This window comes from Streptomyces sp. NPDC057854, assembly GCF_042797055.1.
In the GTDB taxonomy this organism is placed as follows: domain Bacteria; phylum Actinomycetota; class Actinomycetes; order Streptomycetales; family Streptomycetaceae; genus Streptomyces.
Genome location: NZ_JBHVMF010000016.1, coordinates 56954 through 70551 on the forward strand (window position 1 = coordinate 56954; position 13598 = coordinate 70551).

The 13598-nt window shown below is 64.2% G+C and carries 15 protein-coding genes; 1 reads left to right on the forward strand and 14 read right to left on the reverse strand.

Features of this window, described 5'->3' with window-relative positions:
- Window positions 1-30: 30 nt before the first annotated feature.
- The 4 genes from ACFVQZ_RS22795 to ACFVQZ_RS22810 all read right to left on the reverse strand — a co-directional run bounded on the left by ACFVQZ_RS22795 (window position 31) and on the right by ACFVQZ_RS22810 (window position 3446).
- The gene (locus tag ACFVQZ_RS22795; protein WP_383625369.1) at window positions 31-813 is read right to left on the reverse strand and encodes a metallophosphoesterase; all 783 of its coding nucleotides are present in this window, start codon (window positions 811-813) and stop codon (window positions 31-33) included.
- A 117-nt stretch (window positions 814-930) separates the two neighbouring features.
- Window positions 931-1551 carry an L-threonylcarbamoyladenylate synthase gene (locus ACFVQZ_RS22800; RefSeq protein ID WP_030497062.1) on the reverse strand — a complete coding sequence of 207 codons (621 nt, stop codon included), beginning with the start codon at window positions 1549-1551 and terminating at the stop codon, window positions 931-933.
- Between the two features lie 9 nt (window positions 1552-1560).
- On the reverse strand, window positions 1561-2991 hold the full coding sequence (locus ACFVQZ_RS22805) for a phytoene desaturase family protein (RefSeq protein ID WP_383625373.1): 1431 nt from the start codon (window positions 2989-2991) through the stop codon (window positions 1561-1563).
- Window positions 2992-3134: 143 nt separating this feature from the next.
- Window positions 3135-3446, reverse strand: a complete 312-nt coding sequence (locus tag ACFVQZ_RS22810; RefSeq protein WP_383625376.1) for an inositol monophosphatase family protein — start codon at window positions 3444-3446, stop codon at window positions 3135-3137.
- On the opposite strand from ACFVQZ_RS22810, the gene ACFVQZ_RS22815 reads away from it, so the two are divergent.
- A complete protein-coding gene (locus ACFVQZ_RS22815) occupies window positions 3358-4881 on the forward strand; it encodes a recombinase family protein (RefSeq protein ID WP_383625379.1) in 1524 nt (507 codons plus the stop codon). The two genes, ACFVQZ_RS22810 and ACFVQZ_RS22815, sit on opposite strands and share 89 nt — an antisense overlap.
- Window positions 4882-5030: 149 nt before the next feature.
- Here ACFVQZ_RS22815 and ACFVQZ_RS22820 read toward each other — a convergent pair whose 3' ends face one another.
- From ACFVQZ_RS22820 to ACFVQZ_RS22865, 10 genes are all read right to left on the reverse strand, one after another.
- Complete coding sequence (locus ACFVQZ_RS22820; RefSeq protein ID WP_383625381.1) at window positions 5031-5468, reverse strand: cell division protein DedD; 438 nt, start codon at window positions 5466-5468, stop codon at window positions 5031-5033.
- A gap of 283 nt (window positions 5469-5751) precedes the next feature.
- Window positions 5752-6015: a hypothetical protein gene (locus ACFVQZ_RS22825; RefSeq protein ID WP_383625384.1), complete on the reverse strand. Its 264-nt coding sequence runs from the start codon at window positions 6013-6015 to the stop codon at window positions 5752-5754.
- A gap of 8 nt (window positions 6016-6023) precedes the next feature.
- Window positions 6024-7838, reverse strand: coding sequence for a DNA polymerase (locus tag ACFVQZ_RS22830; protein WP_383625387.1), 1815 nt, complete (start codon window positions 7836-7838; stop codon window positions 6024-6026).
- A gap of 14 nt (window positions 7839-7852) precedes the next feature.
- Complete coding sequence (locus tag ACFVQZ_RS22835; RefSeq protein WP_383625389.1) at window positions 7853-8407, reverse strand: SAM-dependent methyltransferase; 555 nt, start codon at window positions 8405-8407, stop codon at window positions 7853-7855.
- Between the two features lie 90 nt (window positions 8408-8497).
- The gene (thyX, locus tag ACFVQZ_RS22840) at window positions 8498-9178 is read right to left on the reverse strand and encodes an FAD-dependent thymidylate synthase (protein ID WP_383625392.1); all 681 of its coding nucleotides are present in this window, start codon (window positions 9176-9178) and stop codon (window positions 8498-8500) included.
- Window positions 9179-9277: 99 nt separating this feature from the next.
- Window positions 9278-9727 (reverse strand): hypothetical protein, encoded by a 450-nt coding sequence (locus ACFVQZ_RS22845; protein WP_383625395.1) that lies wholly within the window; start codon window positions 9725-9727, stop codon window positions 9278-9280.
- Window positions 9728-9862: 135 nt separating this feature from the next.
- The gene (nrdJ, locus tag ACFVQZ_RS22850) at window positions 9863-11860 is read right to left on the reverse strand and encodes a ribonucleoside-triphosphate reductase, adenosylcobalamin-dependent (protein ID WP_383625398.1); all 1998 of its coding nucleotides are present in this window, start codon (window positions 11858-11860) and stop codon (window positions 9863-9865) included.
- Window positions 11857-12408, reverse strand: coding sequence for a hypothetical protein (locus tag ACFVQZ_RS22855; protein ID WP_383625401.1), 552 nt, complete (start codon window positions 12406-12408; stop codon window positions 11857-11859). Before ACFVQZ_RS22855 ends, nrdJ begins: the two co-directional genes overlap by 4 nt.
- Window positions 12405-13214, reverse strand: a complete 810-nt coding sequence (locus ACFVQZ_RS22860; RefSeq protein ID WP_383625403.1) for a metallophosphoesterase — start codon at window positions 13212-13214, stop codon at window positions 12405-12407. The genes ACFVQZ_RS22855 and ACFVQZ_RS22860 overlap by 4 nt, the downstream gene beginning before the upstream one ends.
- Window positions 13211-13597, reverse strand: a complete 387-nt coding sequence (locus ACFVQZ_RS22865; protein WP_383625406.1) for a hypothetical protein — start codon at window positions 13595-13597, stop codon at window positions 13211-13213. Before ACFVQZ_RS22865 ends, ACFVQZ_RS22860 begins: the two co-directional genes overlap by 4 nt.
- Window position 13598 lies beyond the last annotated feature (1 nt).

Consider the following 13598-nt stretch of genomic DNA (forward strand, 5'->3'; position numbering starts at 1 on the left):
GTCCGGCTGGCAGAAAAGCGACATGAACGTTCAGTGAGGGGCGGGCACCGTCCGGTAGTGGGTGGTGAGCCGTCCGTCGTCGTCGAGGACATGGAAGGCGATCCCGGGCGGGCTGTCCAGATGCAGGTGCGGGTTGTCCGGGCCCGGGTGCTCCCACGGCAGCCGGATCGCGGAGGCGGTGCCGGGGGCGACGAGCAGCGGGCGGCCGGCGAAGGTGGTCGCGGCGGCGGTGTGGGCGTGCCCGGCGAGGAAGGCGGTGAGGTGCGGGTGGCGGTCGGCGAGCGCGGCGAGCCGGTCCTCGCCGAACTGGCGGATCTCGTCCACGTACGGGGTGTGCAGCGGCACCGGCGGGTGGTGGAAGGCGACGAGGACGGGGGTGTCGCGCGGGGTGTCGGTGAGGATCCGGTCCAGCCACTCCAGGGTGCCGTCCTCCAGCAGTCCGTGGTGCTTGCCGGGGACGGAGGAGTCGCCCACGGCGAGGACGAAGCCGTCGCCGCGCAGCACTTGGTCGACGGGGGCGGTCGGTGCCGGGTCGCCGTCCTCGCGGAGCAGCGGCCCGAGGCCGGCCCGGAAGGCGGCGCGGTCGTCGTGGTTGCCGGGGCAGACGACCAGCGGGTGGCGGCCGCCGGCGAGGAGGGCGCGGGCGCGGTCGTACGCGGCGGGGTCGCCGTGGTCGGCGACGTCACCGGAGACGAGGACGGCCGCGAGGTCGTACGGCAGCTCCTCCAGGTGGCGCAGGACGGCGCGGGTGCGTGCCGAGGCGCGCTCCCCGGCGTCGATGTGGATGTCGCTGACGTGGGCGAGGACGATCACGCGGTGGCCTCCTGCGGTCGGGCGGGAACGGTGGTGCGCCCCGCCGACCGTACGGTGCCCGCCGCGGGGCGCGTAAGGGCCACCTGACGGGCCGTGGCCTTCACGGGCCGGGGGGCCTCACTCGAAGCGGGCGGGGTCTCCGGCGCCGACGCGGACGACCTCGGGGTCGCCGCTGGAGAAGTCGACGACGGTGGTGGGGACGGTGCCGCAGTCGCCGGAGTCGAGGACGGCGTCGACCTGGTGGTCGAGGCGCTCCTTGATCTCCCAGCCCTGGGTCAGCGGCTCCTCCTCGTCGGGCAGCAGGAGGGTGCTGGAGAGCAGCGGTTCGCCGAGCGAGGCGAGCAGCGCCTGGGTGACGACGTGGTCGGGGATGCGGACGCCGACGGTCTTCTTCTTCGGGTGGAGGAGCTGGCGGGGCACCTCCTTGGTGCCGGGCAGGATGAACGTGTACGCGCCGGGGACGGCGGCCTTCACGGCGCGGAAGACCCGGTTGTCGATGTGCACGAGCTGGCCGAGCTGCGCGAAGTCCGCGCACATCAGGGTGAAGTGGTGCCGGTCGTCGAGGCGGCGGATCTCCCGGATGCGCTGGAGCCCGTCGTGGTTGCCGATGCGGCTGCCGAGGGCGTAGCAGGAGTCGGTGGGGTAGGCGATGAGCCCGCCCTTGCGGATCGAGTCGGCCACGCCGTCGATGATGCGCGGCTGGGGGTTCGCGGGGTGCACGTCGATGTACTTCGCCATGGGCCGAGTCTAGGCGCGCCCGTCCAGGTTCCTCAGGTGGCGCCAGACGGCCTTGGCGGCGTTGTGCCCGGACATGCCGTGGACGCCGGGGCCGGGCGGGGTGGCGGAGGAGCAGAGGAAGACGGACGGGTGGGGGGTGCGGTACGGCCACGGGGAGAGGGTGGGGCGCAGCACGAGCTGGAGGCCGCGGGCGGCGCCGCAGGCGATGTCGCCGCCGACGTAGTTGGCGTTGCGGGCGGCGAGTTCGGGCGGTCCGGCGGTGGCGCGGGCGAGGATCCGGTCGCGGAAGCCGGGGGCGAAGCGTTCGATCTGCCGCTCGACGGCGTCGGTGAGGTCGCCGCGCCAGCCGTTGGGCACGTGCCCGTACGCCCAGAAGACGTGCCGGCCCTCGGGGGCGCGGGAGGGGTCGACGAGGCTGGGCTGGGAGGTGATGAGGAACGGCACGTCGGGGGCGGTGCCGGAGGACGCCTGGCGGAGCGCGGTGTCGATCTCGCCGGCGCTGGGTCCGACCTGGACGGTGCCGGCCCGGCGGGCTTCCTCGGCGGTCCAGGGCACCGGGCCGTCGAGGGCGTAGTCGAGCTTGAACGCGGAGGCGCCGTACCGGTAGTGGGCGTAGTGGTGGGCGCCGAAGCCGGTGATGCGGGCGAGCGCGGTGGGCGAGGTGTCGAACAGGTAGGCGCGGGCGGGCGGCAGGTCGTCGAGGCGCTTCACCTCGTAGCCGGTGTGAACGGTGCCGCCGAGGTCGGTGAGGTACGCGGTGAGGGCGTCCGGGATCGCCTGGGAGCCGCCCCGGGGCACGGGCCAGCCGACGGCGTGCGCGGCGAGCGCGAAGACGAGGCCGACGGCGGAGGTGGCGAAGCCGTCGAGCGGTGCGATGACGTGTCCGACCATGCCGGCGAAGAGGCCGCGGGCCTTCTCGTCGCGGAAGCGGCGCAGCAGCCAGGTGGACGGCGGCAGTCCGGCGAGGCCGAAGCGGGCGAGTCCGGCCGGGTCGTGGGGCAGCGCGGTCAGCGGCAGCTGCATGAAGTCCCGGAAGAGCGTCTCCCACCGGCCGAGGAAGGGCGTGACGAGCCGGCGGTACGTGCCCGCGTCGCGCGGCCCGAGGCTGGCGGCGGTCTCGGCGACGGAGCGGGAGAGGACTGCGGCGGTGCCGTCGTCCCACGGGTGGGCCATGGGCAGTTCGGGGTGGAGCCATTCCAGGCCGTACCGGCCGAGCGGCATGGTCCGGAAGACGGGCGAGCCGGCGCCGAGCGGGTGGACGGCGGAGCACGGGTCGTGGCGGAAGCCCGGCAGGGTGAGTTCTTCGGTACGGGCTCCGCCGCCGACGGTCTCCTTCGCCTCGAAGACGGCCACCGAATGGCCGCGCCGGGCCAGTTCGACGGCGGCGGTCAGACCGTTGGGCCCCGCCCCCACGACGACGGCATCGAGCAGCGACGTCACCTCGGACTCCTCACGTCGGCCGGTGCTCCGGCAGGCCCAGGATAGGCCCGCGCCCGGCGCGACCGCGTCGGCGCGGCGGACCGCGGGCGGACGGCGTCCGGCAGAGGCGCTCTCCTTGGGCGCCGGGGGAAGGTGACCATCCGTCACTCCTCCGGCGCGGCGGCGGCGAGCAGGGCGCGGATCCGCTCGGCCGTGGCCTCGTCCCGGGCGGCCGTGAACGGCAGCGCGTTGCCCCCGGCGATCCGGAACGGCTCGCCGGTGACGGTGGTCTGCGCGCCGCCCGCCTCCGCGACCAGCAGCAGCCCGGCGGCGTGGTCCCAGGCGAGCTCCCAGCTGAACGACCGCCAAACGCTTCGTTGTGGTTCAATGAGCACACTACACCCAAGAGGCAACTTTAGGAGGGGGACGACCGTGAGCCAGGGGGCGGATCGGCCGTGGTGCGCGTACTGCCGCATCTCGGATGCCGACCTTGCGGAGCTTCGTTACCAAGTCAAGCAAGGTCTGCTCACACCCGAGCAAGCCAAGGAACGAGAGAGGAAGGGAGTCCTTAAGCAGAGGGAAGACCTGTCCAACCTGGCCCTGAGCCTCGGCGTGTCAGTCGCTTGGTACGAGGACAATAACCTCTCAGCGTTCAAGCGCAACGTGAGGCGCAAGGACTTTGAGCGCATGGTGGAGGACATTGCCACCCCCGGTCTCCGGGGGGGCATCCTCGGTGTCGACATCGATCGACTGTTCCGGCAGCCTAGGGATCTCGAACGTGTCATCGACGTGTACGAGACGACCAAACTCCGTCTCGGCTTCCACACTCTCTCAGGGCAAAACTTTGATCTGACCACCCCAGACGGACGCTTCAGCGCCCGCATCATGGTCAGCGTGGCAAACAAGGCATCCGAGGACATGTCCCGTCGACTGAAGCGGGAGATGCTGAGGAAGGCGCGAGAGGGTGAGATCTCTGGGGGGCACCGGCCCTTCGGATGGGAGGAGGACCGTAAAACCCGCCGCCCCAAAGAAGCCGACTTCGTAGCCGCACAGACTGAGGCCGGACTCAAAGGCGACTCCGTCGCCACGGTGACAAGGCGCTTCAAAGAGGCCGGGTTTGTTGGGCGGTCCGGCAAGCCCTACGACCGCACGGCAGCTCGCCGGATCATGCTCAACCCGCGCAACGCCGGGATCAGTGTGTACCAGGGAGAGCCCCTTAAGGACAGCCAGGGCGCATACGTCCGTGGCGGCTGGGACGCCCTGGTTGAGGTGCAAAAGTGGGAAGCCCTCCGGATGAAGTGGGAGGCCAACCAGAACGCCGGGCGGGCTCGCGAATATCAGATCAACTCGCTGCTGTCCGGCATCTTGCGGTGTGGGGCTTGCGGAACACGGATGGTGGCCGCCAACAGCGGGTCTAAGTATCCGAAGTACCGATGCGCCGAGGGCGCCGGCGGCTGCGGAAACGTCTCCATCACCCGCAATAAAACCGACGAGGTCATCCGAGCACTGGTCACTGAGTACCTAGAACGAGCGGCAGCGAACTACAGCCTTGAGGAGCCCATCGAAGAAGAGTGGGAGAAAGAACCTGAACTCGTAGAGGCTGAATCCGAGTTGGCCGAGATTAAGGCCATGTACCAGGCGGGGCAGATCAAGCCGACCACCTACGCTGTCATGCTGGACGATCTTGAGGCCAAAATCGACAAGCTTCGGGGGGAAAAGTCCCTCCACTGTGAGACCAAGCCCACGATCAAGCCCTCGCTCGACGCCCTGAAAGATGGATGGGGGCAACTGTCCATCGAAAGGCAACGAGGTACGATCAAGTCCGTCTTGGTCTCTGTTCTGGTGAACAAGACAGCCAAACGAGGTTCGGGAATGGACCTGTCCCGCTTGGTTCCCGTATTTCGAGAGTAAAAAAGAAAGATGGCCCCCTCCAAAGAGGGGGCCATTCTACTTCTTGGGCTTCTTCACGTGGATACCGAATGCAGACAGAGCATCAATCAATCGTTCTGCCGGCATACGGGGAGCCCGCTCCAGTTGGTGCCTAATCCACTCATCAAGGGTCAAGGCTTCATCCCCCAGTCAAGAACCTTCGCTTCGTAATCGGTCTCGGTACGCCACACCACACGAAAGACACCAGCAGCCTTGAGGCGGGGAAGGCAGCGGTAGCAGGGGGCACGAGTTACGTAGACCGTGCCGCCTTCCAGGTCTTCACGGCGGGCGTGGATGAGTAGGTTCTCCTCAGCGTGGATTGCCACGCAGTTTCCGTAGTCAGAGCCCGCCGGCATCTGCTCATAGGTCAGCCGACCACGCGGGCAAATGCCATCAAGGCAGCTCTTCTCTTTGGGAGGGACCCCGTTGTAACCGTCCATCACCACTCGCCCTTTTCGGTCGAGCAGGACGGCCCCAACCTTGGAGCGCACGCATTCACCCATCGGTGCTACAGCGTCAGCTATGCCCAGGGCCCACATATCCCGGCTCGGCCTCTTAGCGGGCGTCATACAGCTCCCCTAGCGGTTCAGGAACTGAACCGTCTGCCTTCTCCAGTACGACGACGTTCACGCCAAACGCCTGGTATCGCGGATGCCGCTTGGGGTCGTCAGTACATTCGCGCTTCCCATAGCAAAATGAGGCAGTGATCCGCATGCGAAGACCATGACGCCCCTGCTCTACTCGACCGAACTTGGTTCGCCCGTTGGCGGAAGAAGTTGAGACAACGAGATCCCCGACTTCTAGCGGAGTACCAAGAGAGTCATTCACAGTCCATCTCCATGTCTTCGAACATCAGACTTCCTCGGTGCTCGTCAGGCCAAGGATGAGGTTCCAGGTGTCAGCAGCCATGTCTTTCGCAAGGTCGTGGGGTACACCGGAGGCCATGGCTTCTGTCAGGACTGTGCCGGCGATCCGAGCAGCGGCGACAGTGAAAGCGCCCTGCTTGTGCAGCCGATTGGCGTTCATCTCGGTCTCTATGCCGGAGATCAGATCTTCAAAGGAGCCCGCGGGCTCGTTCTCCTCGTGGCTCTGCTCGGTAGGCTCGTTCTCGTCCATCAATCCCCCTAGTGCTTGCTTTCTTCCAGTTCGAGCACGCTCCCCCAGGAGCGTCCACCGATTTCCGCATCGGCCGGAATGAGGAGTCCCTGGACCGGGAACTCCATGAGCTTCGCGGCTTCTCGTGCCATCTCGGGCGCTTCCTTCTCCGGGAACGAGAAAACGATCTCGTCATGGATCGGGAGACGCATGTACGGAGTGAATCCGGCAGCATCGAGCTTCAGCAGGGCCCGAGCCGTTACATCACGACTGCCACCCTGGATGAAGTAGTTGAGGGCCCGGAACCACTTGCCCGGGTCCACAGGAAGGCGGCGTCCTGTAGCCGTGTAGACAAAGCCTGTCTTCCTGGCCTCGTCCGCCAGACGCTTACCGAAGGTCCCAACACCCGGGTACGTTCTTGCGAACGCGTCCAAGACGGCCCGGGAAGTCTCCTCGTCAATAGCGGCCTGTTCCATGAGGGCAGCCCAGCCGCCCCCGTAGACCGTAAGGAAGTTGGCCATCTTCCCGACCTTGCGAGGAACGCCGGCAGCATCGGCCGTAATCTGATGCAGGTCCCTTCCGTTAAGGAAGGCGTCGAGCATCGTCCTATCACGGGAGAACGCTGCGAGGTAGCGCAATTCCATGTTGCCGAAGTCGATACTGCAACTGACATGACCTTCTTCAGCCAGGAACATGTGTCGGACGTAGCCGTCCCCTGAGGGGAATGTCTGAGCCGGGATGCTCCCGGAAATACTCATGCGGGATGTCCGGGCCTGGAGAGAGTTGATACTGGCGTGCACCCGGTTTTCAGAGTCGCGTCCGTCCAGAGCCCTTTCAAACCACGTCTTCCGCCACTTGCCGGCCTTGCGCGACTTGATTACCGCATCGGCAAGTGGGTGCTTCAGTCCGCTGAGAACATCGTCGTCCATGGCCAACTGGCCGTTGGGGTGGTTCTTACTCGGCTTCGTTCGCTTCGTCAGCTTCACACCAAGACGGGTGAAGGCTTCAACAAGCTGGACGTTTGAGTTCGGATTTTCGACATCAAACGTCCGGGCAACAGCCTCCCAGCGTTCTTGCTCCGCAACCAGTTCCGCACAGCGCATCTCGGCGTATTCAACGTCAAGGAGATAGCCCGTCCGCTCCATCTTGGCCGTGACGTGCGCCAGCTGGTGCTCCCAGCCGATGAGGCCCTGAGCCTTAGAGCGAGCTGGTATGAGGCGGTAGAGAATCTGAAAGAGCCGGTAAGCGAGAGCCGGGTCCATTCCCGCGTAGAGGAGATAGTCCGGATCGAACAGCTCAACCAGCTTCCAGATCTTCTCCTTGGTGGTCTTGTACTTCTTGGCTATCAGGGTCATGGAGCCCTTGACCTCTTCTGCGGTCTTCTCGCAGATGTAGAACTTGGTCAATTCCTCCAGCTTGAGGCCGGGCCCCCGTTCCTTTACGGCCCTCGGGTCCACAAGGTGAGCAAGCTTCGCCGTGTCCCACATCTTCGGAGCAAGCTCCTCCATGGGGATTCCAAGCGTCGCTTCAACTACGTGAAGGTCATAGGTGCCGTTGTGTGCCACCAGCCATTCAAGGCGCCGCAGGGCACGCCTGACGGCCTCGGCGTAGGCCGGGCCCAGGTCCACGGGGATCACCCACGTTTCTGCGCCCGTACCGAACTGGGCCAGCCGGCAATGGAAGCCCCGGCCGACGTTCCACCAGTCAAGCCCTGTCGTCTCCGTATCGAACCCGAGAATCCGATGCCGAGAGATGAACTCCTCGAAGGCAGGGAGGTCCCTTTCAGACTCGACAACGTTAATCGAGACCGGCTGACCCTTCAGCCGATAAGTAAGCTCCTTCAAGAGACCTCCCCCTTCTACTGAAGCTGCTCAAGGAACGCCTTGCCTACGTACTCGGTGTAGGCAGGCGGAATGCACTCGCGGATTCCCTCACGGGACATCCAAGGAACGCCAAGGTCTTCCTTGGCGCCCTCCACTCCAATGAAATTCCCGACGTAGATCCCCATCTCGTCGGGCTTCCGACGGCGTCCCATCTTGGTCTGGCGCCTGATGTGCTCCGGATGGTCTGGGCTTTTCAGCTCCCATCCACCCGTCTCAAAGAGGCGGTGCCGGTAGGTGTTAAGCCCGAAGTACGCGCCACAGAGAAGTACGGGATCTTGCATCTGTGGTGCGGCACCCATTACGTTCTCGATCACCCAGGGGACGCCTACGGCATTCAACGCGTCCCGGGTTGGGCCCAAAAGGTCTGGGTGGTCGTTCTGCATGATTCGCTGTGTCTTGCTGTATAGCTGACACGGCGGTGAGGCGTGGATGAAGTCGAAGCGGTGCCCATATGTGAGTAGGAACTGAATCGCTTCCGCCTGTACGAACTCCCACGGGTAACGTGGTTGCGGCGCGATGTCGACACCCACCACCTCAAACCCCGCGTCGCGGTACCCCCTACTTGCTCCCCCCTGGCAGCAGTAAAGGTCAAGTAGTTTCCTGATCCCCCCATACCCCCTTTACGGCGCTACTCGGCCGTGCTTGACGAAGGCGGCATGGGTATGAGGCATGAAGGTGCGGAACTCCTTCTCCATGCCTTCCGCGACCATCTCAATTTCCCGCTGAGGGAAGGACGGATACTTGGCGTCCTCGGAGATAGTGCGAAGACTCAGAAAATGCATGAGGCTTCGCGCATTGCACGTCGCGTAGTACGACGTGAAGAGGCCAACCGGGAGAACCATGCGGGCTATCTCACGCGCAATGCCCTGATCAAGCATTTCCTTGTACAGCCGGAAGGCCCAGGCGTAGGCCGAGTAAAACTCTCGCTTTACCACGTGCTTCTGCGCATCGGTCCCAGGCGTGAACTGATAGGCCCCGGCCTTGCCTACCTGAACCAGAGCCCTTTCAGGAGCAGGCCGGTAAAAGACGCCCTCAAGCTCCTTGTACCTGCCGCTTTCCTCGTTGTAAGACCAGCCGGCACGGTGCCTCATGTGCTCGCGGGCCACGAAGATGGGAGCCTCTACGAGGAACGTGAAAGAGGTGTGCTCGAAAGGGGAGCCATGGCGATCCCGCATCAGGAAGTTGATAAGCCCCTCGGTGGGCAGCTCGTCGGCAGCCGACTGCTTGCCAATGGTCGACACTCGGGCGGCCTTAGCCACCAGCGCATCATTAGCTGAGATGTTGACCAGCTTCAAAGTCACGTCAGACCGAATAGAAATCTCTGTCACTGGATGACTCCAAAGGAAAAGGGGGCCGAGGAATCCTCGGCCCCCTGGGGTGCCTTGACTAACGGTCGGCTCTTACGAGAAAGAGCCGTCCTTCTGCCGCCAGAGCGGGTCACACTGCGAGCCCTTCGGCGCGTTACAGAACATCGCGGCCCATCCACCCTTGGCGCCCTGGCCCTCTCGCAGGGTTCGGCCGTGCGGGCAGGAGTCGTCACCGGTAGCCGAAGCGCTCTGCTGCGTCTGGACCTTGCCGCCCTGGAACGTCTTGGGGGCCGAACCGCCGCCCTTGCCGGCGGTGGGCTGGTGGGTCTCACGGACCTTCTTCGCGGCGAGGGCCGCCAGGTCGATGACACCCTTGTCTGCGAGGGCCTTCATGAGGTCCACCGCGCCCGCTGCCGCCTCCTCGGCGGTCTCGCCGTAGACGGTGGGAGTGATCCACTCAGCGTCATAACCGGCAGCGGCCTTGAAGGTGAGGCCGATCTTGAACTTGTTCGGAGAGGTGGCGTTCGCGGTGGTCTGGGTCATAGGCGGGATCTCCTTTGGAGTGTCGGTTTCGCCCCACGGAGAGGGGCCATCGAACGGGTTCGGAAAGCTCACTTAGCTCGCTCCGGGTAATAGCCGGTTGCCCAAGAGGCAACAAACTGAATGCAGAGAGGCGCCTCAGATAGGGCAGGCGCCCGAGGCACAGATTTCGTCGTAGGAGGTGTCCGCGGTCTCAATGCCGACCGCTGCCGCAAGCTCCTCGTACTCTTCCTTTGTGATCCGCTCATAAGGCGGCTGCTCAAAGGAAAGCTCCGGGAAGATCGTGGTTCCCTTGAGCCTCGGAAGAAAGGGAACCAGGACCTTAACGAGATCGTCAACCGAGTAAGCCTCAGGGTCGACGTTCACCGTGTAAGAGACTGCCTGGTCTGCCCAGTGCTCCTGGTAAAGCGCCTGGACGGACAGCATGTCCTTAAGCGTGAGATCCCCAGCATGCTGGAAGTTCTCGCCCCCCGTATCAACAAGCGGGTCCTTGGTCGGAATGGTGACGACAGATGTGTTCGCGGCGTACTTGTCCGGCTCCACGTGGTACCCCTTACGCCGGTACTCCTCGACCTGGGCCTTTTCAGCGGGCTCAAGGTCCGAGAAGCGGATGCGGCGCTTGAAGTACGCGGCAAACGGTGCGTGAACGGCCTCGCCGCTGGTGCCGGCCAGCTTGCTCGTGGTTCCCGTAGGAGCAATCACGCGCGTTTTGATGGGAACAGGGATCCGCAGCTCATTTGCGTATTCCTGAGCCGCAAGAGTGACGGTCCGAGCCATCACATCAAGCTCAAAGCCGATCCCCTCGCGGGATGCCTCGGAGTACTTCACACCGAGCTTTACAAGAAAGTCGGCAAAGCCGAGATGCCCCACCCCAATGCGCCGGTACTTGGCAATAGCCTCGGCAGACTTCGGATCAGCCACCTCGGCAAAGGTGGCACGAATCAGGTAACGGGTGAGGTACCTGTGCGCCTCCCGAAGCCCCTCATCATCGATCATCCCGTGTTCGTCCACGAACGCGCCGAGATTTACGGAGCCGAGGTTGCACGGCTCCCAAGGGGTAAGGGTTGCCTCCCCGCATGGATTCGTGGTGTAGGTCCCATCAACCTCACCCGCAGCCGTGAGGCTCGAATTCCAGATACCGGGTTCGCCGTTTCGAAGCATTCCGGCTGCGATCTCTCGGAGGATCGGCATAGACGGAGAGGACATCTTATGGAGGAGGGCTATGAAGTCGTCGTCAATCTCAACGGAGATATTCGTAGTCCAGTGGCCCCCTCCCGCCTTGATCCGCAGGAACGTCCAGATCAGCGGGTCGCGCCAATGCATGATCGACATGCGGGCCGACCGGCGAACACCCCCAGAGACGATGCACTGCGCGATCTCGTGATCGATCTGCATAGCGTCGATGCCGTGGAGCTGCCGGCCGTGGGCACCGTTCAGCACCTGGCCCACGGCCTGGAGCATCTGCCCGAACGGGAGGGGCCCTGAGGCCGTACCCCCGAACTGCTTGAGGGGACTCCCCTTGGCCCGTACGCGGCTCACGTCGTACACCCGCGCTGCGTGACGTGTCGTGGGGTCGTGTGCAGTCCGTATGAGGTCTCCCAGGGCCTCCGCCCAGCCCTCGCGGCTGTCCTGGACCTGGTAGGCCCCAGTCCACTCGTGGCTGTACTCGGTGCTGATCAGCCCAGCCTCTACGAGGTCAAGGTAGTCAGCGTGGTCCGGGTCGCAGACGACATGGACCTCTACGGGGATCACCAGCTCGGGGAAGTCTTCGAAGTAGCGGCTGCTGTAGTTGGCGCCGACACCGCCGCCCTCGGCCAGGCGGAGGAGCGTGAACGTGTAGTGCTCCTCGGGCTTGGTCGCCTCCCAGCCTGCCGCCCAACAGTTGTTGAGGGCGAAGGGGTTGACGCCGCTTGACTTGAGGTGCCGCCCCGCCGGCAGAGCCCGGAAGGTGGAGATCAGGTCCACCAGTGCGGCCCGCTCCCCTTCCTCGATGTACCGCTCTGGGACAAGGGCAAGGTTGCCGTCCACCACCCGGGCAACGGTTTCCTCCCAAGTCTCCTGCTGGCCGTTCGGCTTGACGCGGGAGTACGTGCGCTCATAGACCGTCCGGGCGGTCTCGGTGGGGAATTCAGTCATGCAGTGGCCTTCCGTAGATCTCGGTTCATCTGACGTGCGAGCGCATCGAGCCCGCGGTTGGTTGCCTTGCGCTCTGTGTCGTCCCTCGGAGGAATTCCGTAGACGTACCGGCGCATAAGAACTTCACGCGTCTTCTGGGGCAGTCGGTTGAGCGCAATAGTCGCGTCGAGACGGGCGGAGACAAGGTTGTCCGTGACGCGGCAGAGTAGAAGGTCGTCCTGCTTGCCCAGCATTCCGCCAAGCTCCTCATCGGAGTAGACGAATGTGGCTAGGGCCATCTTCGCCTCGTCAGGTGTGTAGTAGTACTTTCCATCCTCAACGTCTCGGGCGTCTCGCTCCTTGGAGGCGTACTGGGTGCCTGCCTTCTTCGCGAACTGCCAGAGGAATGTGTCGCTGTAGTTCTTCTCGATGAGAGTCCGACGCTCGTACGCGTGCAGAAGGATGGCCTGCTTGACGTCATCCTTCTCCACCACACTCCACGCCGATGCGATGGATCGTGCCGTCTTGTCGGCAATTCCTGCCACGTGAGCCCAGTCGATCTCAGTCACGTGGTAACCCCCTTCTTTGCGAAGCGCCCTCTGGCGCCGCGAACGATTTGCCCATAGCGCTCGCCTTCAACGACAAAGGAGCCGTCCCGGCGAATGTCTATGGGGTAGGGGGATACGTCGTGGTCACCGACGTAGAGAATGCCGAAGCCTGCCTGCCAGTTCGCCACTGCACCAGGGCCGAGGTACTGAGCCTTATGCGGGTTCATCACGTGCCCGACCTCAAAGCCCCATCGCATTCCCCCGAGATGCGATGGGCCGTGCCGGCGGACGCCCAGGCGGTGAGTGTGGCCCATGACGAGATTCATGGTTGCCTTGCTCGCATGCGCATAGGCGGTCGTGCCTGCGATGCTGGACAGCCCCTTGATCTCGTGACCGTGGATAAGCCCGGTGTCCGGCCCCACCTTGTGAAACGGCGGGGTCAGTGACACACCGAAGCCGTCAAAGTCCAGGAGCTTGGAGAAGTGGAAGTCATCGGCGTACTCGGCAAGTGCCGGCGCCTTGGTGGAGAGGTAGGTTCGTGGCCGAAGGTCGTGGTTGCCTTCAAGGATTCCAAACGGCCCGTCGTAGACGGCCCGGATCGGTTCAAGAACCTTGCGCTTCGTCACTTCCGAATCGCTCTTGACCTGCTGCCTGTATTCGTACTTCGTTCCCTCGTTCCAGCGGGAGGGAGTCTCGTAGTCGTTCAGGTCACCGATCTGGTACAGCTCGTCAGGCTGGTATTCCCCGATGAAGCTGATCAGGTTGTTCAGCGCCTTAGGATCGTGGTACGGAACCTGAAGGTCCGATATGACAACTACACGCTTCAAATGGTCTTCCCCGTCGCCTTTGCGTAAGCCAGCCCCCACGGGTCTCCGCTGTCCTGGCTCATCTGTACGTCGTGGAGGAGATCCCTCACACGTCCGGAAATCGTCGGGAAGTGTCGGGTGATCACTGAGAACGCCCCGCTCCCTTCCTCCTTTGCCAACTCCTCAAGGGGCATACCGAGCCGGTTGAGTACAACCCCAACCACACAGCCGGCACTCACCAGCGCGCCCTCCTCATCGGTGTGCGCGTAGAAGCAGGACATGTGACGACCCGCGGCCATGTACTCCGGGCACGAATAGACGTACTCGGGCCGCTCCGCAACGACCTCTCGCAGGACCGCAAGAGCCTTCTCATCGGTCGCCTCAATCGCCCACGTTGCGCTCACG

Bases quoted from the DNA above. Each gene is read 5' to 3' on its own strand.
- ACFVQZ_RS22825 (WP_383625384.1), bottom strand. From the start codon at position 6,015: ATGGACGAGAACGAGCCTACCGAGCAGAGCCACGAGGAGAACGAGCCC.
- ACFVQZ_RS22845 (WP_383625395.1), bottom strand. From the start codon at position 9,727: ATGACCCAGACCACCGCGAACGCCACCTCTCCGAACAAGTTCAAGATC.
- ACFVQZ_RS22820 (WP_383625381.1), bottom strand. From the start codon at position 5,468: ATGACGCCCGCTAAGAGGCCGAGCCGGGATATGTGGGCCCTGGGCATA.
- ACFVQZ_RS22800 (WP_030497062.1), bottom strand. From the start codon at position 1,551: ATGGCGAAGTACATCGACGTGCACCCCGCGAACCCCCAGCCGCGCATC.
- ACFVQZ_RS22815 (WP_383625379.1), top strand. From the start codon at position 3,358: ATGAGCACACTACACCCAAGAGGCAACTTTAGGAGGGGGACGACCGTG.
- ACFVQZ_RS22810 (WP_383625376.1), bottom strand. From the start codon at position 3,446: ATGCGGCAGTACGCGCACCACGGCCGATCCGCCCCCTGGCTCACGGTC.
- nrdJ (WP_383625398.1), bottom strand. From the start codon at position 11,860: ATGACTGAATTCCCCACCGAGACCGCCCGGACGGTCTATGAGCGCACG.